General features: G+C 42.3%; 20 protein-coding genes and 2 pseudogenes. 12 read left to right on the forward strand and 10 right to left on the reverse strand.

Annotated features, from left to right (window positions below; translation table 11 throughout):
* Positions 1 to 71: 71 nt before the first annotated feature.
* Positions 72 to 482, reverse strand: a complete 411-nt coding sequence (locus tag A8L45_RS05430; protein ID WP_068900029.1) for a GFA family protein — start codon at positions 480 to 482, stop codon at positions 72 to 74.
* A 217-nt stretch (positions 483 to 699) separates the two neighbouring features.
* On the opposite strand from A8L45_RS05430, the gene A8L45_RS24440 reads away from it, so the two are divergent.
* The 5 genes from A8L45_RS24440 (at position 700) to A8L45_RS24130 (ending at position 3473) form a co-directional block, all read left to right on the forward strand.
* Positions 700 to 861: a hypothetical protein gene (locus A8L45_RS24440; protein ID WP_175401916.1), complete on the forward strand. Its 162-nt coding sequence runs from the start codon at positions 700 to 702 to the stop codon at positions 859 to 861.
* A 199-nt stretch (positions 862 to 1060) separates the two neighbouring features.
* Positions 1061 to 1207 carry a hypothetical protein gene (locus A8L45_RS24445; RefSeq protein ID WP_175401917.1) on the forward strand — a complete coding sequence of 49 codons (147 nt, stop codon included), beginning with the start codon at positions 1061 to 1063 and terminating at the stop codon, positions 1205 to 1207.
* A 292-nt stretch (positions 1208 to 1499) separates the two neighbouring features.
* On the forward strand, positions 1500 to 2150 hold the full coding sequence (grxB, locus tag A8L45_RS05435; RefSeq protein ID WP_068900031.1) for a glutaredoxin 2: 651 nt from the start codon (positions 1500 to 1502) through the stop codon (positions 2148 to 2150).
* Positions 2151 to 2615: 465 nt separating this feature from the next.
* Positions 2616 to 2801: a hypothetical protein gene (locus A8L45_RS05440; RefSeq protein ID WP_068900032.1), complete on the forward strand. Its 186-nt coding sequence runs from the start codon at positions 2616 to 2618 to the stop codon at positions 2799 to 2801.
* A 351-nt stretch (positions 2802 to 3152) separates the two neighbouring features.
* Positions 3153 to 3473: a hypothetical protein gene (locus tag A8L45_RS24130; RefSeq protein WP_139122308.1), complete on the forward strand. Its 321-nt coding sequence runs from the start codon at positions 3153 to 3155 to the stop codon at positions 3471 to 3473.
* A gap of 113 nt (positions 3474 to 3586) precedes the next feature.
* Here A8L45_RS24130 and A8L45_RS05445 read toward each other — a convergent pair whose 3' ends face one another.
* Positions 3587 to 4150 (reverse strand): dioxygenase family protein, encoded by a 564-nt coding sequence (locus A8L45_RS05445; RefSeq protein WP_068900033.1) that lies wholly within the window; start codon positions 4148 to 4150, stop codon positions 3587 to 3589.
* Between the two features lie 244 nt (positions 4151 to 4394).
* Between A8L45_RS05445 and A8L45_RS24450 the strand changes: the two genes are divergently transcribed.
* Positions 4395 to 4565, forward strand: coding sequence for a hypothetical protein (locus tag A8L45_RS24450; RefSeq protein WP_175401918.1), 171 nt, complete (start codon positions 4395 to 4397; stop codon positions 4563 to 4565).
* A 55-nt stretch (positions 4566 to 4620) separates the two neighbouring features.
* Here the strand turns inward: A8L45_RS24450 and A8L45_RS05450 are convergent, their stop codons facing one another.
* The 6 genes from A8L45_RS05450 to A8L45_RS05475 all read right to left on the reverse strand — a co-directional run bounded on the left by A8L45_RS05450 (position 4621) and on the right by A8L45_RS05475 (position 11560).
* Positions 4621 to 5187 carry a carboxymuconolactone decarboxylase family protein gene (locus A8L45_RS05450; protein WP_068900034.1) on the reverse strand — a complete coding sequence of 189 codons (567 nt, stop codon included), beginning with the start codon at positions 5185 to 5187 and terminating at the stop codon, positions 4621 to 4623.
* A 531-nt stretch (positions 5188 to 5718) separates the two neighbouring features.
* Complete coding sequence (gene arfB, locus A8L45_RS05455; RefSeq protein ID WP_068900101.1) at positions 5719 to 6135, reverse strand: alternative ribosome rescue aminoacyl-tRNA hydrolase ArfB; 417 nt, start codon at positions 6133 to 6135, stop codon at positions 5719 to 5721.
* A 920-nt stretch (positions 6136 to 7055) separates the two neighbouring features.
* Positions 7056 to 7550 carry a GNAT family N-acetyltransferase gene (locus A8L45_RS05460; protein WP_068900036.1) on the reverse strand — a complete coding sequence of 165 codons (495 nt, stop codon included), beginning with the start codon at positions 7548 to 7550 and terminating at the stop codon, positions 7056 to 7058.
* 292 nt (positions 7551 to 7842) lie between these two features.
* Positions 7843 to 8733: a DNA-3-methyladenine glycosylase family protein gene (locus A8L45_RS05465; RefSeq protein ID WP_068900037.1), complete on the reverse strand. Its 891-nt coding sequence runs from the start codon at positions 8731 to 8733 to the stop codon at positions 7843 to 7845.
* A gap of 402 nt (positions 8734 to 9135) precedes the next feature.
* The gene (locus A8L45_RS05470) at positions 9136 to 9849 is read right to left on the reverse strand and encodes a response regulator (protein ID WP_175401919.1); all 714 of its coding nucleotides are present in this window, start codon (positions 9847 to 9849) and stop codon (positions 9136 to 9138) included.
* 85 nt (positions 9850 to 9934) lie between these two features.
* Entirely contained in the window at positions 9935 to 11560 is a 1626-nt protein-coding gene (locus tag A8L45_RS05475; protein ID WP_083228219.1) for an ATP-binding protein, read from the reverse strand.
* A 231-nt stretch (positions 11561 to 11791) separates the two neighbouring features.
* Between A8L45_RS05475 and A8L45_RS05480 the strand changes: the two genes are divergently transcribed.
* From A8L45_RS05480 to A8L45_RS05490, 3 genes and pseudogenes are all read left to right on the forward strand, one after another.
* Positions 11792 to 12793: a tripartite tricarboxylate transporter substrate binding protein gene (locus A8L45_RS05480; protein ID WP_083228215.1), complete on the forward strand. Its 1002-nt coding sequence runs from the start codon at positions 11792 to 11794 to the stop codon at positions 12791 to 12793.
* A gap of 98 nt (positions 12794 to 12891) precedes the next feature.
* Positions 12892 to 13413 (forward strand): tripartite tricarboxylate transporter TctB family protein, encoded by a 522-nt coding sequence (locus A8L45_RS05485; RefSeq protein WP_068900039.1) that lies wholly within the window; start codon positions 12892 to 12894, stop codon positions 13411 to 13413.
* Positions 13364 to 14919: pseudogene (locus A8L45_RS05490) on the forward strand (tripartite tricarboxylate transporter permease). Before A8L45_RS05485 ends, A8L45_RS05490 begins: the two are co-directional and overlap by 50 nt.
* Before the next feature lie 141 nt (positions 14920 to 15060).
* On the opposite strand, the pseudogene A8L45_RS05495 reads toward A8L45_RS05490, so the two are convergent.
* A pseudogene (locus A8L45_RS05495) lies at positions 15061 to 16307 on the reverse strand (DEAD/DEAH box helicase).
* A gap of 382 nt (positions 16308 to 16689) precedes the next feature.
* Here A8L45_RS05495 and A8L45_RS05500 point away from each other — a divergent pair.
* On the forward strand, positions 16690 to 17109 hold the full coding sequence (locus A8L45_RS05500) for a hypothetical protein (RefSeq protein WP_068900041.1): 420 nt from the start codon (positions 16690 to 16692) through the stop codon (positions 17107 to 17109).
* 116 nt (positions 17110 to 17225) lie between these two features.
* On the opposite strand, the gene A8L45_RS05505 is transcribed toward A8L45_RS05500, so the two are convergent.
* Entirely contained in the window at positions 17226 to 18149 is a 924-nt protein-coding gene (locus A8L45_RS05505; protein WP_068900043.1) for a LysR substrate-binding domain-containing protein, read from the reverse strand.
* A gap of 102 nt (positions 18150 to 18251) precedes the next feature.
* On the opposite strand from A8L45_RS05505, the gene A8L45_RS05510 reads away from it, so the two are divergent.
* Positions 18252 to 18689 carry a VOC family protein gene (locus A8L45_RS05510; RefSeq protein ID WP_068900044.1) on the forward strand — a complete coding sequence of 146 codons (438 nt, stop codon included), beginning with the start codon at positions 18252 to 18254 and terminating at the stop codon, positions 18687 to 18689.
* Positions 18690 to 19136: 447 nt separating this feature from the next.
* Complete coding sequence (locus tag A8L45_RS05515; RefSeq protein ID WP_068900046.1) at positions 19137 to 20684, forward strand: amidase; 1548 nt, start codon at positions 19137 to 19139, stop codon at positions 20682 to 20684.
* Positions 20685 to 21054: the final 370 nt, after the last annotated feature.

Here is a 21054-nt window from a genome sequence, read left to right on the forward strand (position 1 = left end):
CCTTTCGTGAATAACAAGAAAGAGGCGCATATTGCGCCTCTTTTTTTGTCCTTATATTTTTAGATTAAACTTTACTTATTTCGGCTGGGCTCGAAGCCTTTGTAACGAGGGAGAGGGGAATCTAAATCGTCCCAGTTGGCTCTTGAGGTGATAAAGTTATGCGATTCAGGACGTTCTGTAATGTCGGTATCCAGTAATCCCAGTCTGATTCTGACACGGTTTTTGTCACTATCATTTGAGCTAAAAATAGGTGAACCACAGTTATTACAGAAATGACGTTTTTTACCAGGTGTTTTTTCAAAAAAACGTATGTTGTCACTGCCTGATGTCACCGTCAGCTCATTAGTGTTAACAAAACCATTAGTCGCATAGGCTGTACCAGACGACTTTCGACATTTCGAACAGTGACAGTGGATGATATTTGAAATCTCTCCAGTGATTTTCAGTGTCACTTCACCACAATAACAGCTCGCTCTGTACATAAACATTACCTTTTGTGTGCTCACTACTTGTAAGCAATCTAACAAACACCATCAACAATAAGATTAAAATGTCTACTAAATGAGTCATTGATCGCACTGGTGGGTAAATGATGTGAAATACATGTTTTCTCGAGTTTTTGGGACGAAAATACCCAGTCAACTGCTACGTTTAAATGGCTACACATCAATATCCGCCTTGCTTCTTGGAGGTTTCTATATGGAACTTACAGATAAAGAAGGGGATTTGGCATACCTCGATGGGTATCTCACTCTGAAAGAAATGCTGGACATTGGAATGTTAGTCATGGTGTCTGATGCTCAGGATCAAAATGTAAAAAGTAAAGAGGCATCGGAAAGGGAACAAGCGGACAAGGATTAGCCGGAATGGACTTTGCCCTCTTGGTGCTACGTGGACAAATGTGCGTTGAGAGGGCTTTCTCTGGAACAGTATTTAGGGGGTATGAGGTTATATAAACTGATTTGTTTTGAATTCCTCTGCTTACTGTTACTTGGATCGAATAGCGATAAAAATGAATTAAATTGACCATGCTTAAAACAAGCTTTCTGGAGGACAGGTTATGGAGCTTGAAAATGAAAATGGTGAAGTTATGCACCTCGCTGACGATTTGACCCTAAAAGAGATGGTAGACATGGGGTTATTGGTGGTGCTGTCGGACGCTGAAGACGAGTCACAAAATTGCTGGGTGCCTACTGAGCCTGAGTGAAATTAATTCTCCACCGACCAAGTGTTTATGCAAATGAAAGGCCCTCTTCAGGGCTTTTTTTATTTTATATGCATTGAGGAAGCGTCGAAGCTTTATAGTTTCACAAGTATTCCGTACTCAGCTCAACAATTATAAAGAAATGTTGCACCAGCACTGGTGAGATACTTTTCTTTTTCATTATCATAGTGGCGCAATCTGCACGTTCAAGCTTTTGGAGTGTAAGAGCTTGCGATTCTCGCTGCAGTTGATGCAGTCATTGAGGCTATGCCTTTAAGACCAAAAGGATACATACATGAAAATGTTCGTTTTTGACCATTGCCCATATTGCATAAGAGCAATGATGATGAATGGTCTGAAGGATATGGATATCAAGCTGGAATATTTACAGAATCATGATGTTCAGGCCAGAACAGATAAAGTCGGCGCGAATATGGTGCCCATTCTTGAGAAAGAGGATGGTAGTTACATGGCAGAAAGTCTGGATATTGTCGCTTATCTAGACGGTCTGGACGGAAACCCGGTGCTTGGTCAGGGTGATCAGTCAGAATTGATAGCTGACTGGTACAAACGTGTATATGGCGTCAGTCAGCGATTGGTTTATCCACGTTGGATGAAAGTCGATTTGCCAGAATTTGGCAGTTGGGAAGCAAAAGAATGGTTTATAAAAAATAAATCTGCTGCTATCGATATGAGTTTTGATCAAGCATTTGTGATGACAGAGAACTACTTATCTGAGCTTAACGAGTTGCTGATGGATTTGGAGTGGATAAGGCCACCTTCAGAACGAAGTAACCAATTGAGTTATGACGACATTACATTTTTCCCAGTTCTTCGCAACTTCACAGTGATTAAGGGTGTCGTCTTTCCCGCTCGTGTCAGGCAGTATCTTGACGAGGTTGCAGCATTAACTGACATTGTGCTTTACGACGATATTGCTGTTTAGCCCCTGTGCTAACGGGTCTGATGAAAATGCGAAGTGTCACTGCAGACATACCTTTCATCAGCCCCGTAACTGATAAAGCACTGACTTGTGCTTACTTAAATAAAAGAACCTTGAGCCTACACGTTTTTAGCATCTCATAGTGTTTCTAACCTATTTTGCTAGCGTCTTATTTATGATTCTATTTCCAACCCTTTTCAGTGAAGATCGAGTAATCACTCCAAAACGCTAAGCTGTTAGGAACCACTTTTACCCTCCCGTAACGAAGTGACATGCTTACTGGCTTGGCGAGTATTGCTAGTATCCAATCACGCGCCAGTTAAAAGTGTCGATACATCACCAAGCAGTTACATAAGAAATCGATAGGGACAGGTAGAGGGTGCAGTCGTTGCCCCATAATCTGATTAGTCAGCAAGTTCTGTTGGTTCATCATCGAATTTCTTTTTTCTACGCTCACAAGGATGCAATATGACGATTTCACTTGATTACTTTTGTTGTGAACTACAAGCAGATATCGATGTTCTTAAGCAAGCTATTGAAATACTGGATCATGAAGAGGAGCTTGATAGCAGCAAACGTGACAAAGCAGTGAGTCTTATCATTGCTCGAATCAACAAACTTGAGGTTCGTGAGCGTTTGCTAAGGAATTACTGACTATGAACTTCAATCGACTGAGCACTGACTTGCTCTACAAAGATACAAAATAACTATTTATCACCCTCAGAACACTGTCTCGTCTAGGTATGGGTAAAAATGAAATTCTCCTCTAACAGGTAAAGGTATCTTGCCGGATACCATTTGCTATTCTTTAACTCATTATATTAACTCAGTTTATCGATTATTTAATCATCGAAAAGTTATCACTTCTTCAACAGCGTCATTCACGATTTCTTACTCAGGTCATCCTCATCTTTAAAATTCTACGCAAGCAATTGCAAAATTAACTCAGTCTATATACTGTATATAATAACAGTATATAAGTGTTATTCAGACTGGGAGGTCACCGTGCAATACAGAAAGCCAATAACCTGTGAGCTGGTCGAGTTTCGTTGTGATGAATGTAAAAAAGGAGTGCTCCGAGTCATTTCGGATAAGCCCATCATTCATTCAGGAGGGATAAAGCAATGGCCTCACAGGTGTAGCCACTGTCAGGCTGAAGGATGCATGACTTATCCTTTTCCGTTGCTACGGTATATGGGTGAGGAATTTGTACTGGCAAAACATGTCAGAGCAATGACATCGTATTCGGGCATTGAAGGTATCGATAAACCTCTTCATGATGAGCAGATAAATGCTCTTACCAGCAGTGTTTCTGAAGCTACCTGATGGTGACTACTTAACTGAAACCTGAGCCTTGAATTTGCTTAAGGATGAAGTGAACGTGTTAACTTTAGATATAGATATAGATTCAGCAGGTGCAGATGAGTGTCATCTAGAAATCAAACGACAAAATCGAATCGAGAAGTCCAACGTTTCTCATCTATTTTTTCAACAGAGAGTCGAAGTCGGGGTTTTGTGTCAAAATGCTCCACAGATTTTACGGGCAAATAGAGTTGGGTTGTCAGGCGCTCCTTGCCTTGAGACCAAATTTTGACATGTATATGTGGAGGTCTTCCGGGATAAGGATATGGATAAATAGTGTCAAAACGAAACTTTCCAGAATCATCTGTCAGGCAAGAACCGGCACCAGAGAAAGAGGGATCAAATTGCTCATTTCCAGGTTGTCGCTGGTGGTTATAAATGCCTTGAGCATCGCACTGCCAGATCTCAACTCGTGCATTTGAGAGCGGTCTTCCAAAGGTGTCTGACACAGCCCCAGTCAGTTGCATCTCTTCGCCCATAATATTCTCATTATTTAAAATCAAGTTACTGTTTTCCGGAATATTACCCGAGGGGTAAAAGGGGCCTTCAGCTTGTTGTGGCGTCAATGACTTTCGCGTGCTGGCCCATATAACGGGCAGAGACATTACCCCTAGCGCGCCCAGAAATATCCTGCGTTTCATCATCTCCTCCTTTGTCTTTGCTTAAGCAAGAAGCATGTATTTTTAGCTACCAGTTACGATCCTTACAAGTTCTCATGTCAGTTTCATCATCATAATATGCGTGCTTGCACCGCGTTTATAACAAACATTATCAGTTCGTGAAACGTGAACTGCGACCTTAATTCAATCTCAGTCCTGCTTGTTTTGTGTACAGGTGGATTTATTGATAAATAGAAGATGTCAGACCACGAAGGAGGTATTGATAATGGAGATCGTTTGCAGAGGGTTAGTCGTGGCCGGTGTAGCCGGCATTCTGCTCAGCGTATTTACCCATGTATTTCCTTCCCCTTGGGTACCAGTATTTGTTTTCTTTCTGGTTCTTGGGTGGGGAATGAGAGAGGAGCCAGTTAGGGCTCAATATGGTAAGGCTCTGTAACGCCTTATTGTATCGGAATGGCCCTGTAAAACGGGGCCATTTGTCTACAGTGTCATTACATATTAAGAAGCGGTTTTTTTTCCATTTCTTTGGCAATATATTCATCAATAGGTACATCGAATGTGTTGAGTATGTAGCCAAGTGACGAATAAAAACCCACTGTTGCGATAACGTCCAATATGCCTTCTTTGCCAACAAGTTCAAAAAGCTGACTTGCCGTATTTTCAGACAGCTTTTTGTCAGAAAATAGCTCGTCAACAGCTGTCGCAAGAATCCGGTCTTCTTCAAGCATTCTACTGGGATCCTCTTTGAGCGATGCAATTCGGCTGTCACTCATACCGCAAATTCTTGCCCTGGAAACATGATGACTCCATTCGTATTCAGACAGTAAGTTAACGCCCGCTCTCAGTATTACGACTTCACTCCTTTGAGTTCCTAGAGCGTTTTTAACTACAATATGCTCTCTGAGATTAGACCAAGCTGTCAGAAGATTGGGGTGATGCGCCATTGTTCGATAAACATTGAGCTTTCCAGCGAAGCACGGTAAGAGCGACTCTATTTCTGCTGGCCATTCTTCATCTGAGATAGGTGAAAGAAGTTCTGATATTCGGTCTTTTTGCATTTATTATTCCTTTGTACAGAAAACATATTCCTTTTGCCCCTATTTCTTGACAAATTAAATATATCAAACGGTAGAGTAAAAAGCATTTATTACACTAAGTATAGTGAAGAATAATGACGAATATTATCTGCTTATTTAAATTTCAAATATGATAATCATTCAATAAAAAAAGTGCGACATGTTATCTGAAGGTTTTCATCTCAAATATGCATTGAGTATTTCATTTATGATAAGAACTCTAAATGTTTTTTAATCAGTAACCAAAGATAAATATTAATTAAAGGTATTATTATTAATGTGCTTTTTAAATAATCATGAATTAAATAAAAATCTATATTTATTTTAGTGTGTTGTTATTATCTTTTGATTATTGCATATAAAAATGTCCACTCCTCGGACATATATATGTTTGAACATTTTGCGTAGTCAGCTGAAACATTCGAGATGAAATGAGTATTTACAGCCTGAAATTGACCCTGCTGAGGTCAGAATGCCTCATTGATTGATGTAGTGGTATGGAATCATTAATTTCTAAAACCCCTTGACCTTTCCTCGTAGTGACTTTGTTTTACCACGTTGTGTCTTCGAGTCTACCCTGCGTTTTTGTGACGACCTAGTAGGTTTGGTTGCATGACGTGCTTTCTGAACTCGGGTTGCATTTGTGATCAAATCGTACAAACGCTGGCAAGCATCCAGTCTATTTTTTTCCTGAGTTCGATATTGTTGGGCTTTGATAACAATGATCCCATCTTTGTTTATTCGGCTATCTTTCAACGCTAACAGACGCGTTTTGTAAAATTCTGGTAGTGAAGAGTTTTTGACATCAAACCTCAGGTGAATGGCCGATGAGACCTTGTTGACATTTTGTCCACCTGAGCCTTGAGCTCTAATGGCAGAAAAATGCAATTCGTCCTCTGGAATGGTGACATTTCTAGAAATAACTATCATATTTTTTGTCATGCTTAAAGTTCAGTACTCGTACATTTTGCATGATTGAACTTGATAATTTCAAGTTGTTTGCGGGGTCTCAGTAACTTAAAGCTCTTGAATGGTGTAAAAAGTGTCTCTGTAAGGTCACCCCGGTAGACATCCACTTATAGCGTATGCAGGTTGAGTCAAAGAGAGTGAGATGTCACAAACTTAAATATAGATAGGCTTTGCATTGTGACAATCTTTAGAGATAGGCGGCATAAATATTGATATATGCCATTGTTATTTATAACAGGGTCGCATTTCTAATTTTCATAGTATTATTAATATGCATAAATAGATATGGTTATCAGCGAGGTTTACTCAACCACACCTCACACCTACGCTTCAAACCCAATATTCCTTTTCGCTTGGAATATTGGGTTTTTTTATTTATAACACATATCATAATTCGTTTATGAAAAATAAGTTCTATAAGAATTAACTTTGATTAAAATATGTTATTGAATATTTTAGAGTTCTTCGGTTATTTAGATAAGCTTAAAAATTGAAAGGTTATACTGTGCATTATTAACTAGTGCGATTGGAACACTACTTTATCACCACACATTAAGAATATGCCATATTAAATGTAGTAATAATGAATTTAATTAACTAATTTTTCGGATGTTGGAAATATTTTGGCATCACAAATATGTTAATTTTTAATTATTACTGTATCGTTTTTTAGAATAAAAATGGGGGTTAGATAAAGAGAATGATTGACTATGCTATGCAAATGCACTTTATTTTTCACGGTAGGAACAGTATCAGTTTCCAACATGTGAGTTGGATGAGTACTTTTAGATTGCTTTAAAGTGACAAAAATAATGCCGGAACTCAGCCCCGGCAATGTATGTAGTAAGAGGTTTAGTCGTTCGGTTTTATCATTTCTTTTCTTAGTCTCGGTTTATCACTCGAGCCAGCATTAACATATCGACATACTCACCGTTACGGAATAATGCTGTCTGCTTTTGACCTTCCACGACAAAACCGGAGTCTTCCAGTAATTTGACGATATCTTCGGCATCTGCAGGAACATCCACCTCGAGACGTAAAATGTTCAACCAGTTATCACTCTGGTCGGTGAGAACCTGAACCAGCCTGTGACCAATTCCCTGTTTGCGAGCCGACTCATCAACTGCTATCACGAAGGTGGCAGTGTGCTTGGTACGTGGCATTGAGTTTAAAAAGATACCAAGGTGCCCATTAGGCACGTCCTTATCATCACAGTGAGTAAGATGGACCTGATATTCTGAGTGGAGATCTATAGTGCCGTAAAACATCTCAAAAGACACTGTTGGTAAATATTTGCTGCTTGCTACCACAGTTGGTGATGTGTAGATACTGTACAGAACTGCCAGATCTTGCTTTTCAGTGATCCTTATAATCATAAAAGAGTCCCTACTATAATTTTGAAGTTTTCTTTTCCGTTGGCGTTATTTGCTTTGTTTTAGTCGTTTTAGAACGCCTTCGGTTCAGTTGATAATTGATATCACTAACTATAGTTGCTAATCAGCGTAAGCAAAGATAACCCAGGCTTTAAATGTTATGGTAAGAATTATGGTGTAGCAAATGTGTTTCTGTATGTATTACAGAGCATTACCTCAAATCGATACAAAAATATTGATTGTGAGTCAGATTTTTCTGATTAGGCGACTGAATAAGAGTATTTGTTCTTTATCATCAAAAGCTTTTGTCTTTATCTACTGCCCAAAGATGCGCTGCAACCAATGCCCGCCATGGAGTAAACTGTTTAAGCCAGTCTTTAGTGAATTTTGCATCCGGTTTGTTTTCTAATCCGAGGAGCTTTTGTAAGTTTCTTCTTACTGCCACATCACCGTCGAGTGAACCATCGAGCCCGCTAAAACCTCTGAGCAAGGTATAGTTGACCGTCCAAGGGCCTATTCCTTTAACAGCCAGCAATGTCTTTTCTATGTTTTCGACATCCACTCTTTCAGTGCTGTGGGGAAAGTGACAGAAATTAGAACGTGCCAGCCGTTTAATTGTTGATGCCTTGGTGGTCGAAAAACCTGACTGCCGCAATTGTTGATCAGACATTGCGGCAACGGTTTCTGGATCGGGATAGCACCATAGACCAGAACTGTGCCTTTTATCTGCTACGAGGATTAATCGTCGCCTGATAGATACTGCTGCCTCTACACTGATTTGTTGTCCAATTACAGCCCATGTTATTGCCTCCCAAGGTGAAATTGATTGGGGTATTCGAAGTCCTGCATTTTTCTCAATCAAGATTCCAATCTCAGGATGATCACAATACTGAGTCTCGAAAATGACTACAGGCTGCTTTAGAGCCAGTAACCGCTCAGCAGTATCCATTAACGTATGTTTATCAGGTAGGCTACCATCTGCTTCGAATTCAACGGTGAGTGCAGTATCTGTCCTGCGCATCGAAATCTTAACCGGAACGCCCTCGATGAGTGTTGCTTTCTCGATCAGGTTGTTGTCAGTCCTTTCTGCTATTTGCTGTTTATCGCGCTGATAAAAAGTGAGGAAATCCTGCCAGCGATAACCCGCTGGGATTGGAAACGCTATTTGGAAATGACTCTCAGCCATCACTCTTTCCCACCAGTATCTGTTAATAATAAAACTCAGAAAAATGAGTTTTCATTGTGATTGCTTAAATAATTCCTCATATTAAACTACTTAAAAATAAGTGTGGGTATTTGGTGTAAGGCAATTACTTGCAACTACATATGATTTACGAGGTATATAACTTTTTACTTAGCTATATACATTACCATAACGCACTATAACTATATATTTTGAACCATTTTATAATAAGCAACAAAGGATAAAAAACTAAACAAAGAATAAACCGAACCTTGGCAAAGTAAAAAATAGCCCAACCACAAAAAATACTCTCAGATTTTCATGTATCGAGCTGTTTACCCTTCATCAGATAACTATCGTAAATGACTAGAGAGGGTTATTTACGCTGGGGTTGATTAGCTCTCCTCAAACGAGAGCCTTTTTATACCGTCTTTCCGGTCGACCAACGGAGCCATAACTTATTTCTGCCTCCAGGTGTCCATTTCCAATCATGTATTCTAAGTATCTACGCGCAGTTGTTCGACTCGCACCAATAATGCGGCCAACATCTTCAGCACTCAACCTCTTTGCTTTGTCGCTGAATACAGATTCGATTTTTTTTAAGGTAATAGCATCGATGCCTTTTGGGAGACGGTGGGTAAGATTTTCATCAGCAGGGTTATTACGGTGAGGTAAAAAGCTGTCGATATCATCCTGACGAAGTGATGCGACATTATTAATTTTTTCCCTATGCCGGATAAAGTTAGCCAACACGTCTTGTAAATGCTCAAAGATTAGCGGCTTGACGATGTAATAGAACACGCCGCAGCGCATTGCTTCTTGCAATGTTTCCACCTCTTTTGCAGCAGTGACAAGAATAACGTCTGTTGCTGCATTCTCTGCGCGAATTCGGCGAAGTAAATCTAGTCCTGTACTGGATGGAAACCTGACATCAAGCATGAGTAAATCGGGCTTTAAAATATCAACTAACTCTCCAGCATCTTTCAGATTATAAGCGACTCCCACTACGTCGAATCCTGGTATCCTTGCGATGAAACGCTGTTGGATCGCCGCAATTTGCTTATCATCCTCCGCAATAACGACGCTTATCTTTTTATTAATCTCCGATATGTCGCTCATTATTTACTCGTTCCTTTCCATGGCAAAAGAGTCTCTAATTAAAATGGGATTCTGCGCTGTGCGAGTATAAAGGCCCAGCACTCTGTCAAACTGGACGTACTTTGGGAATGGTGACGACACATCGTGTCCCTTCCTTCAGTGCAGACTCAAAACTGATATCACCCGCAAGATCGCTCAGCAGTTGTTTAACAAGATGGAGGCCAAAGCCATGCCCTGCCTCCTCCTTACTGCTCACCCCTTTATCAAACATACTACTTTGTTCAATATCGGTGAGCCCTCTACCTTGATCCTCTATCTCAAAAATTAAGTCGTTACCCAAATCTGTCATTGATAGTGATACCAACCTACGATGGTTAGTTAAGGTGGCTTCCAAAGCGTTGTCTATCAAATTTCCGAGAATACTGACCAGTTTTTCCCGTGAAAGTGAGTCAGGAATTGCCTGCATGCTACTGTCAGGGTCGATGAAAAGCTCAAGACCCATCTCTTTTGCACGATTAAATTTACCGAGTAAACAGCCTGAAACAATAGGATCCGGTACCGCCTGTACTAACAAATCAATTAATGCCTGATGACTGCGAGATTCTTGACCAGCATAGGATAAAGCCTCCTCGAATGCACTGATCTGAATCAGACCAGCAATAGTATGAAGTTTATTAGAATATTCATGGGCTTGACTGCGAAGTGAATCTGCGTAGGCCTGCACTTCTGCAAGTTTACTGGTGACTGCGTCAAGCTCATCTTTCCTCCTGAAACTGGAGACAACACCCACTATTTTTTCGTCTGAGATCACGGGTAGTCTATTCACGATCAGTTTTTTGTCCTGTAACCAAACTTCTTTATCGAAATCTGGTTTGCCTGTATCCAGTATCAGCATTAGCTCACTATCAGGGAGGACGTGATAAATATGCTTGCCTGTTATAGGTTCACTGCTATCAAGACCCAGTGTGTTGATAGCTGCCTGATTAAAAGTGGTGATCACACCATCATTGTTGATGGCGATAATCCCCTCGCGAACAGATTCCAGCGTGGCGTTTCTTTCTTGAAATAATCGCGCGATTTGTTCTGGCTCAAGTCCAAAGATTGCTTTTTTAAAGTGACTGGCAAAACCGATGGCGAAAAATACGCTCAGGGTAAAACTGACTAAAATGACGACAGTTAAGGTCAGTTGGTAGCGATTTAGAATGTCCGCAACGGCGGCAAGAGAAAAACCAACGGATACGATGCCAATCACTTTTTCATCTGTCAGGTCAAAAACAGGCGCTTTGCCACGAACAGAGGGACCAAGACTACCAACCGCTTTTTGTGTGTAAGGTTTACCGTGAATCAAGGCCGATACATTTTCATCTCCCTCGTCATCATGCATTGGCTTTCCCAGTTTTGCTGCGGTAGGGTGAGCGAGTCTGATACCCTCTCTATCTCCAATGACAACAAAAAGTGCATCGTTTTTTTTAGCCAGTTGTGAAGCAAGAGGTTGTAACGTATTGCTGTCATTCCGTTCAATAGCACTGATCACAGTAGGGATTATAGCGACAGTCTTTGCAACATGCAGAGCACGTTGAGCGATTTGTTCATCCAATGATTGGTTGAGATAGGTAAGCGTAAAAATACCTATTCCTAATGTTTGCAGTAGGCACATCATACCCAGTAGCAGAATCATTCTGGTTTTAAGCTTCATCCCCGTTATCCAACGAGCCTGCCTTTTATTATTCATTCCTTTGGTCACCTGAGTTCCTTAACTGAATGCATGTAGGGCGACAAATATATTGCCTCTGATTCATAGCCTAAGTGAATTCGACCAATATGTGCGTGAACAATATGAACAAAATAAATTTTATGTGGTTAAAGAATACTATTTTCTAAATGTGGGAAATTTAAGAACTCTATTCTAGTTTTAGGTTCGTGATTAAAAGGAACATCTATTCAGAAACGAAAGGATAAAATCATGATTCACGTAGACAAGGCAAGTAGAGTGTCGTCACGCTGGCTGAAGAGCATATTGATAGCTGGATCATTGGCTCTCGGTGGCATTTCATCCGTTGCACAAGGGGATACGGAAAGCATTCACTTTCTCATTCCCGGTGGTGCGGGAGGTGGATGGGACGGAACTGCAAGGGGAACGGGAGAGGCCTTGACCAAGTCCGGTATTCTCAAGACCGCCTCTTACGAAAATATGTCTGGTGGCGGCGGTGGTAAGGCTATCGCGCACCTGATTGAAACGGCTGATCAGGCAAAAGAAACCTTGATGGTAAACTCAACGCCAATCGTTATTCGCTCACTGTCGAAAGTCTTTCCACAATCATTCAGAGATTTAACACCGATTGCAGCAATCATTGGTGATTATGCCGCTTTCGTTGTTCCTGCCAATTCTAAATATACCAGCTTCACTCAGGTAGTTGCTGACTACAGCAAAAACCCCCGATCTATCGCGGTAGCAGGAGGGTCTGCACGAGGAAGTATGGATCATCTGGTCGCCGCTATGGCGTTCAAAGCAGCGGGTGGAGAACCCAAAAGAGTCAAATACGTGGCTTACGATGCGGGTGGTAAAGCAATGGCTGGAATATTATCAGGCGAAGCACACCTGCTGTCTACAGGGTTTAGTGAAGCATTGGCATTGAAAAATGCTGGTGAAGTGAGAATTCTTGCAATGACAGGTGACAAACGCTCACCCGCCGCTCCCGATGTTCCGACTCTAAAAGAGCTTGGCTACGATGCCACTTTTGTTAATTGGCGCGGTTTCTTTGGTGCGCCGGGGTTGTCAGATGCACAGGCTGAGGAATATCAGAAGATCTTGAAAAAAATGTATAGCACAGATGCGTGGAAGGCCGTGCGCGACCGCAATGGTTGGACTGAAATTTACAAGCCGGGCAATGAATTTGTGTCATTCCTTGAAGCGCAGGAAAAAGAAGTCGGCGCACTCATGACAGAGCTTGGTTTCCTTCAGTAGACAATATCGGGCCTATTTCATGGCCCGACACACTTATTATTTTTTAATTGGATGTAGAGGGTAGTTGCCCATGGATGAAATGGAGCAAGGAGGGCGAAATGTCTGTTAATAAAGACCACATTGGGGGACTCATTTTCCTCGTATTGTCGGTCACGTATGGTTACTACGCACAGCGTATACCCATGCTTCCTGGTGATGAATTTGAACCTTTTCATGCTCAGACATTGCCCATCGCTCTATCTTACCTTGGTGGAATTCTTGGTATATGCATGTTGGTGACTTCAAAAGGTTCGGCTGGCAATAAATTCAATATTGCGGGTTTGGACTTTTTGTTGGTGGCAAAGTTATTAGCGAACATTGTGCTCTTTGCTGTTGCATTGGAGTGGATTGGTTTCACATTAGCAACCATTTTGTTTTTGGTGGCAGGGTACTGGCTACTCGGTGAACGAAATATAAAAACGTTGCTCATTGCCTCTGTCCCTTTCGCAGTCGGGATTTGGTTCATGTTGGCAAAACTGCTGGATATTTATCTGGCACCGGGACGATTATTTAGTGGCTTGGGGCTGAGTTATGTGGGATGGAATTACAACAGGCCTGTCTACTGCCATTATGCCTTTTAACATCATGATGGTTGTTGTGGGCTGTTTCGCAGGCACTTTTATTGGAATGCTTCCCGGACTTGGGCCAATTTCAGCCGTTGCGCTGATGATTCCGATTACTTACGGCCTTGACCCTGCGTCTGGCATCATTTTGATGGCTGGTGTTTATTATGGTGCGGTGTTTGGGGGTCAACATCATCAATTTTGATTAACGCGCCCGGTTGCGCAAGTACGGTAGTGACTGCCTTTGATGGTTATCCGTTGGCGCAAGGGCGACATGCCGGAAAAGCACTCGCGCTTGCTGCTTATAGCTCCTTTACTGGTGGAACAATTGGTGCATTGGTGTTGTTGGTTGCGGCTCCGGCATTGGCATCTGTGTCTCTCAGTTTTCAGTCGAGTGACTACTTTGCGCTGATGGTGCTCGGACTTACTGCTGTATCTGCGTTTTCCGGTGAGGGTAAAGTACTCAAAGCCATGAGTATGACTGTGTTTGGTTTAATGATCGCAACCATAGGCACAGATGTGATCTCAGGTGCGCCGCGCTTCACCTTTAATAATCTGGATCTGGTTGACGGGATCAGTTTCCTCCTGCTGGCTATGGCAACCTTTGCCCTTGCAGAGGTGATCATGACGGTGTTAAGGGGACAGCATAATGAGCCGGAGGCTGACATGGACATGACAGCTCTTGGCAGCATGAAACTGACCAAAGAGGAGATCAAAGAGATCGCCCCAACCGTTGCCCGATCATCTGTATTTGGCTTCATCGTCGGTGTACTCCCGGGGGCAGGTGCAACCATTGCATCTTTTCTCGCTTATGGTCTCGAAAGGAACCTTGCTCCCAAGCGATTGAAAAAACAGTTTGGACGCGGAGCACTTCGTGGGTTAGCAGCACCTGAAACGGCCAATAACGCGGCTTCCACAGGCTCATTTGTACCCTTGCTGACATTGGGTATTCCCGGGTCGGGAACAACAGCGATTATGCTTGGCGCACTCATTGCCTATGGAATACAGCCGGGACCTCGTTTATTTGTTGATAACCCTGACGTGTTCTGGTCTGTCATTATCTCAATGTATTTTGGCAACCTCGTGCTTTTGATCCTTAATCTGCCGCTCATTCCATATATATCAAGGTTATTGGTGATACCGAGACCAATTCTTATTCCTCTGATCTTGTTCTTCTCAATAACTGGCGTTTACTTGGTGAGCTTTAATACTTTTGACATTCATATGATGGTCATCATCACTGTGATTGCGATATTTCTCAGGCTGTTAGATTTTCCAATGGCACCCATGCTACTGGGTTTTATTCTCGGCGGCATTATGGAGAATAATCTCAGCAGGGCACTGATCATCTCGGATGGAAGCCTGTCTTTCCTCTGGGAACGGCCGCTGACGCTCACCATCATCCTTATTTCTTTGGTGGTGGTAGCTATGCCTTTACTCATCAAAATGGTGGAAAAAACAGGTTTGCTGGGACAGAAGGGAAGGCTGAAAGTGATGCCGAATTCCGACAGCCATGGAGAATAATCTCTGGCTTAACCGATGAGGTAATAGTCGTTCAGTAAAACAAAAAAGGAAGCGAGGCTTCCTTTTTTAATAACAGTAAAGACCATTCATCAGAGCATTAGTATCCTGCTCAGTATTGTTGGCAGGAACCGATGGGTACCGTCACCGGCGATGAAATCCTGCCTTTTTAGCAAGTTGACGCTTAAGGCGTCGTTTTTCACCGCCGCGCCCGCCACGTTTTTCTTTATGCTCAAACTCGGCTTGCAAATCAGGCTCATATCCTGTGAGCCATCCTGCGGAAGGCGCTGATCAATGAGTGTTTCAATCGCGTTCAGCATCCCTTCTTCTTCTCGACTGACGAGAGATATAGCTAGTCCTGATTTCCCCGCCCTTCCTGTGCGGCCAATCCGGTGCACATAGTCCTCGGGCTGGTGTGGTAACTCGAAGTTGAAAACAGTATCGAGAGAGGGAATATCCAGTCCTCTCGCCGCCACGTCAGTGGCAACAAGCACGCGGATTTCACCTGACTTGAACTGCTTCAATGCCCGGTTACGTGCACCTTGTGTTCGTTCACCATGAATGGCATCCGCTTTTAGTCCGTCAAGATTGAGCTCTTTTGCCAGATTTTCTGTGCTTTGCCGAGTTTTAGCAAACACCAGAACCTGCTGTAGATTTTTGCTCCCTATCAGATAAGAAAGCAATTCACGTTTCCTTTTTCTGTCGACGGGATGGACCTTCTGCTCAACAGTCGTTGCTGTTGTGTTGCTTTCATCAATATCAACCCGTTCTGGCTTATCCAGCAGTCGATAAGCTAGATCCGTGACCTGTTTAGGGTAAGTAGCAGAAAAGAAGAGTGTCTGGCGCTGTGAGGGCATTTTTTTCATCAGTCGCTTAATGTCTGATATAAAGCCCATATCCAGCATGCGGTCGGCCTCATCCAATACCAGCGTATCTATTGCTGATAAATCAAGCGTGCCAATATGAATATGGTCCAGCAAACGTCCCGGCGTGCCAACAACAATGCTTGCACCCATTGTAAGTGCTTTTTTCTGAGGGTTAATATTGGCACCGCCATACAGAGCAACAACCGTAATCTTGGTGCCCTGACAGTATGCTTCAAACTTATCAAATACCTGCTGCGCCAGCTCCCGGGTTGGTGTGACAACCAGTACCTTGGTTTGACACCCGCTGTTGTCAACAGATGCTGATTGCGACAGCAATTGATGAAGTAAAGGGAGGGCAAAAGCTGCCGTTTTACCCGTACCTGTTTGCGCGCCAGCCATGACATCTTTGCCTTCGAGAACAAGAGGAATGGCTTTGGTTTGTACCGGTGTCGGGTCGCGATAACCCTGACGCTCAACTGAGGCCTTTAACAAGGGGTGTAGCAGATCAAAAACAGTTTCAGACATCCAGTGTATTTCCGTCGTCAGGGTGAAAAGAGCGTAGGAGTCTAGCAAAACTCTTTACCTAGGCAAAGGATTGCAATGATGTCTCCTAAGTAGAGACTAGGTTGAAGTCTGTTAAAGAAGTGCTCTCTAATCTCTATATTTAAAATTGTTATTCCTCCATATTGATTGAATCGCCTGTCATATGTGTACATAAATTATTTTTTTTAAAATATGAAAATAAAATAATTTTTAATATATTTATTTTGCGATGAGATCTTATGTTTCAATATTCAGTTTTTCATTCCATACAGTTGCATATTTTTTATTTTGTATTTTCATGGTTAAATAATGGAAAAGATAATGAATAAACACATTAGTTAAATAGATAGGGACGCTAAAAATAATGATACGTCATACTTTTCTAACGGTCGCTTTATTTCTATTCTGCTGCAATGCAGTCGCTGGTAAAATGGCACATCACCACAGCCATGCAAAGAGCCTTGACGTCTCTGAGGCAGAAAATATACCAGAGGTCAAAGTTATAGCTTACCGTGATACGATGAAAGGGTGGAACCTACATATTGCCACTAAACACTTTCGTTTTTCTCCAGAGAATGTCAATAAGGCGCATAAAGAAGGCGAGGGGCATGGTCATCTTTACATAGACGGTAAAAAACTCACTCGTATTTATAGTCACTGGTATTACTTATCTGACTTATCGCCTGGCAAGCATAAAATTACAGTGTCATTAAACGCGAACAATCATGCATCATTAGCCGTTCACGGAAAGAAAATCGTTGATGAGATTGAAGTCATCCAGTGATTGATTTGATGTTATCGTATTTTCTGTGTTGATGGAGTCTCTATTCAGTTGCTCCCCGAAATGACAATGAAACCCAAGCTGTTTCTTTTCGTCAGGTGAGTGAATTCGACACAGTATTACTCAGCATCGTTGTAAGGCGTCTGGTCAGTTTGCATTACCCAATTTCTGAATGCTTTAATGCTCGGCTGGTATGGTTTTTCCTTTTTATACACCAAATAGTAGGCTCCTGAAGCGATCATGAAATTGGTGCCTACCTGCATCAGTTCTCTTCGTTGAAGTTCATTTTGAACCATCACGTCAGGTAACAATGCGATGCCCAATGATGAAATGGCAGCTTGCTTGAGCATAAAGAAATGCTCAAACGAGGGACCACTTGGTTTTAGTTCTGCCATTTTCATCTGTTGGCACCATGGGCTCCATGTTTGAGGTCGAGTGGAGTGCTGGAGGAGCGGCAGAGTAAGAAAAGATTCATTAGGACTGTACTTACCTATCAATTTTGGACTGGCAACGGCAATTATCCGTTCCTCCAACACTTTCTCAGACTCAAGATTTTGCCATTGTCCATCGCCATAAAAGAGCCCAATATCTATCAGCTCACCCTCTAAATCAGGCGATCTATCAGCCAAAACAAAGTTCAGCTCCAGAGAGACCATTTGTAAGTCGACCTCGGGATGACGTTCAAAAAATTCAGTGAGTTTGGGTATGAGCCAATAAGTTGCCACTGTGGGCAACACTCCAAGTTTGATTTGACCTTTGCTTCCTCCGTGCGTTAGCAAATCCAACGTGGCGGTTTCGATTTTGTCGAACGACTCTTTAAGCGGCAAGAGATATTGCTCGCCCGCTGGCGTGAGCCGTAATCGTTGCTTGATCCTCTCAAATAACTGCAGGCCCAATTTGTCTTCCAACAACGCGACTTGTTGGCTTACTGCGCCCGGTGTAACGGATAACTCCTCTGCCGCTTTGGCAAAACTTTGATACCTTGCAGATGCCTCAAAGGCCCGTAATGCAATAAGGGGTGGAGTTAAACGCCTTGGCTTCATCGTTAGTTTCTCTATTGAACTGGTCAGAAATAATGGTTTTTAAACCCTAAGTTAAATAGCTAAATTAATCAAAAGTACTCGATTGTCCAATAAGGAAAGATTATGGCGCTTACACCATTTCATGTTGCGATTCCCGTCAGGGATTTGGAGGAGTCACGACAGTTTTATCATAACGTATTGAACTGCCGTCAGGGACGAAGCAGCGATTGTTGGGTAGATTTCGATTTATATGGACACCAGTTGGTGATACATCAGGATGCATCCATTGGAAGAGATGGCAGATTACGTCTTCATCATAATTCAGTGGATACCCATGCGGTGCCTGTGCCGCATATCGGAGTGGTATTAGAAATGGATGACTGGGAGGCTTTAGCGAGTCGTTTAAAAAGAAAAGGTGTGAAGTTTGTAATTGAACCATACGTTCGCTTTAAGGGACAAGCAGGCGAACAAGCCACAATGTTTTTTTACGACCCAACGGGTAATGCTCTGGAATTTAAAGCCTTTAAATGTATTGATAGCCAGTTATTTGCTACCGATTGAGCAAATCGTCGAACCAGATCAAAAAGACGCTTGTTGATAATCATTTTTTATAACTCCAAAGATTCCTTCAAAGGCAGAGTTTCATGTCCACTTTGATGAAAATCATGCCTGATAATGACATATTATCGTTTCGGAAGACCTGAGGGTATGCTCGTCGTTTTTGGCCCATAATGTTCCGCCTTGTAAGCACGTTTTGTTGCTATTGCAAAAGCATATAAGTTTGGCGTGATATCAAATCAACATGGAATTTATGAATGACTCTGTGGCTTCAGTTTTGATATTTTTAATTTTGTTTATCTCGCAAGAATTTGAAAGCTGGTGTTGTTTTCATCAGATTTAAAACTGTTGCTACCAGAAACTAGATTGCAAACCTTGCGGGAGTCGGGTATCGCAGGTTGATATGGTTAATGCCAATCCAATCAATTGAATATCCTATTTGGAGGAGTGATGAAAAAACAATTTGTTGCAGCGGCGGTCGGCTTGCTGCTCTCAGCGTCTTCCATCGCCAATGTCGTACCCGCTCTCGAAGAGGCCAATTACGACCAGTTAAAACAATACTTAAATGATGGCTCCTTAAACTCAGAGCAACTGGTCAGCTATTATCTTGATAGAATTCAAGCGCTGGATAAAACAGGTCCAACGCTGAATTCGATTCTCGCGCTTAACCCAGATGCCATTGAGCGTGCCCGCGAACTGGATAAAGAGCGAAGTGCAGGAAAAGTGCGTGGCCCATTGCATGGTATGCCTGTTGTCTTGAAAGATAATATTGATACGCGTGCTCCACTTGCTACTACCGCTGGCGCTTTAGCACTAAAAGATAATGTGAAAGCGCAGGCTGCGCCGCTGGTTGAACAGTTAGAAGCGGCAGGCGCGATAGTTCTTGGTAAAGCGAATCTGAGTGAATGGGCGTACTTTAAAGCATTCAAAGCGTCAAGTGGTTATAGCCAACTTGGCGGGCAGACGAAAAATCCATATGTGCTTGATCGTAACCCCTGTGGTTCAAGCTCTGGCTCAGCGGTATCAGTCTCTGCAAACCTGACCTTATTTGCGGTTGGAACAGAGACTGATGGTTCGATTGTCTGTCCAGCATCTTCTAACGGTATTGTTGGAATTAAGCCTACTGTTGGTTTAATTCCGTCTGAGGGGATTGTGCCTATCAGTCACAGCCAGGACTCAGCGGGACCAATGGCCAGAACAGTAAAAGATGCTGCAATTTTACTAGGTGTCATGGCGAATCCCGACAATAAAAAACGTGAAATTGACTATGCGGACGGCCTCAGTACCGTTTCATTGAAAGGCAAGCGTATTGGTGTCACTCAGCATGCTGACCGTTTTCCTGAGCCTGTTAAAGAAGTATTTGAGCAAGCGTTGAAGAACCTTGAGGCTGAGGGAGCAGTGTTGGTCAGAGGTGTCGCACTACCTCAGGAAGAAGCGCTGGGTAAGGCAGAATTTGAAGTACTTCTTCATGAGTTCAAGCATGACTTAAACGCGTATCTATCGACGACACCCGACGCGGTTAAAGTGAAGAGTATCGATCAACTGGTCGCCTTCAATAAAGCCAATCCTTCGACAATAGAGCTGTTTAAACAAGAGTTGATAGAGATGTCTGCATCGAAAGGCTCGTTAAAGGATGAGGCGTATACTGACGCCGTGTCTACCATTCAAAAATATGGCAAAGTTGAGGGGCTGGATAAGGTCGTTGCTGATTTAAATCTCGATGCGTTAGTGGCTCCAACGAATACGCCATCGTGGAAAACTGATCATGAGAATGGTGATAAATTCATTGCTTCATCATCCAGTCCCGCCGCTATTGTCGGATACCCAAGCATCACAGTGCCCATGGGCGATGTCGACGGTCTTCCACTGGGCATATCATTTTTTGGACTGGCTTACAGTGAAAAATCTCTGATCGACATAGCGTATGCCTTTGAGAAAAGTAACAATGCGCGCATCGTGCCGACATTTAAGCCAACGCTGGTTGCAAAAGCGCAATAGAAGTGCAACCACATCTATTTTGGAATGAAGCGTCGACACGAGCAAAGGCTGGTTCTAACCAGCCTTTTTTATACAACCTGAATTACGACTGGTTTTGATTCTCTGATACGAGGTTTGCTGAGGATAATACCTCATTAGTCAATGTTTTCTTGTCACTATCAAAAATAATGTATTTACCAGATTTTTTTAGTGGTGGACTCACCCTTTCCCCTCACTGTTACTGTGATCTTTCCTAACTCCGCTTGTTTTTGGTTGAGTAAAACAAAAATTATTTATTCTTCTCTGTTATCATTATGCTGCTTAAAAATAGTTTAATTTATTAATGCTCTCCATTGAAAAAACATCTTTCATATTTTTTAAAATGTTGAAA

Source organism: Veronia pacifica (assembly GCF_001707825.1).
GTDB classification, from domain to species: domain Bacteria; phylum Pseudomonadota; class Gammaproteobacteria; order Enterobacterales; family Vibrionaceae; genus Veronia; species Veronia pacifica.